This is a genomic window from Microcystis sp. LE19-41.2A (assembly GCF_027530405.1).
Lineage (GTDB): Bacteria > Cyanobacteriota > Cyanobacteriia > Cyanobacteriales > Microcystaceae > Microcystis > Microcystis aeruginosa.
In genome coordinates this window covers 1-1,202 of the sequence record NZ_JAPZQJ010000612.1, presented here as the reverse complement: position 1 = coordinate 1,202, position 1,202 = coordinate 1, and the positions used below count along the sequence as shown (strand labels likewise).

Sequence of the window (1,202 nt, the reverse complement as noted above, 5' to 3'; positions counted from 1 at the left end):
TACATGATATCAGCGAGACTTGGAAACTATCTCATCAAATTAGTTCCCCCATAGAACCCCCTTGAGCCATCTGGCACACTTTTCTCTTTTTGTCAAATTTTATGTTAAGAAAGATGTGACTAATGGATAGCCTTATCAAGGTAGCAGGGGGGATCAGAGGCAAAATCTATCTTCAATGTAATTATAACTACTTACTTAACCGACTAAGATGCAGCAATGTTCCTGACTCCATTGCTATCTGTTAACCTATAGATGGAATATTTTAAATCAGCTTATGAAAGTGGTGCGGCTGGCTTGGGTGTTAACTTTGGCATTGATGATCATGCCGCCGACAACAGTGGCACAAACACTGGAGCAGTTATGGCAACAGGGTGAAACTGCTCAAGCGCAAAAAAAATACCCGGAAGCCGAAAGAATCTGGCGACAAATTATTCAGCTTGATCCTAACAGTGCTGTGGCTTTTAGCAATCTCTGCGCTGCGCTATTCCGTCAAAATAAGTTAGACGAAGCACTGATTTTCTGTCAAAAAGCTCTCGCTCTCGACCCAAAACTCCCAGAAACCTACAAAAATATAGGTAATGTACTATATGGGCAGAAAAAACTGACGGAGGCCGAGGAAATGTACCGTAGGGCGATCGCTCTTGATGATAAGTATGTCGATGCCTACAACAATCTCGGTAACGTGCTGTCGGACCAGAAAAAACTGAAGGAAGCGGAGGAAATGTTCCGTAGGGCGCTCGCTCTTGATGATAAGTATGTCTATGCCTACAACGGTCTCGGTAACGTGCTGTATGACCAGAAAAAACTGAAGGAAGCGGAGGAAATGTACCGTAGGGCGCTCGCTCTTGATGATAAGTATGTCTATGCCTACAACAATCTCGGTAACGTGCTGAGAGACCAGAAAAAACTGACGGAAGCCGAGGAAATGTACCGTAGGGCGCTCGAGCTTGATGATAAGTTTGTCTATGCCTACAACAATCTCGGTAACGTGCTGTATGAGCAGAAAAAACTGACGGAAGCGGAGGAAATGTACCGTAGGGCGCTCGCTCTTGATGATCAGTCTGTCCCTGCCTACTACAATCTCGGTAACGTGCTGTATGAGCAGAAAAAACTGAAGGAAGCGGAGGAAATGTTCCGTAGGGCGCTCGCTCTTGATGATAAGTATGTCTATGCCTACAACGGTCTCGGTAACGTGCTGTATG

The 1,202-nt window shown here is 45.1% G+C and carries 1 protein-coding gene; it reads left to right on the top strand.

The window, feature by feature from the left end:
* Nucleotides 1-274 precede the first annotated feature (274 nt).
* Nucleotides 275-1,202, top strand: a 928-nt coding sequence (locus tag O9290_RS25400; RefSeq protein WP_288087660.1) for a tetratricopeptide repeat protein, incomplete at its 3' end; no start/stop codon positions are given.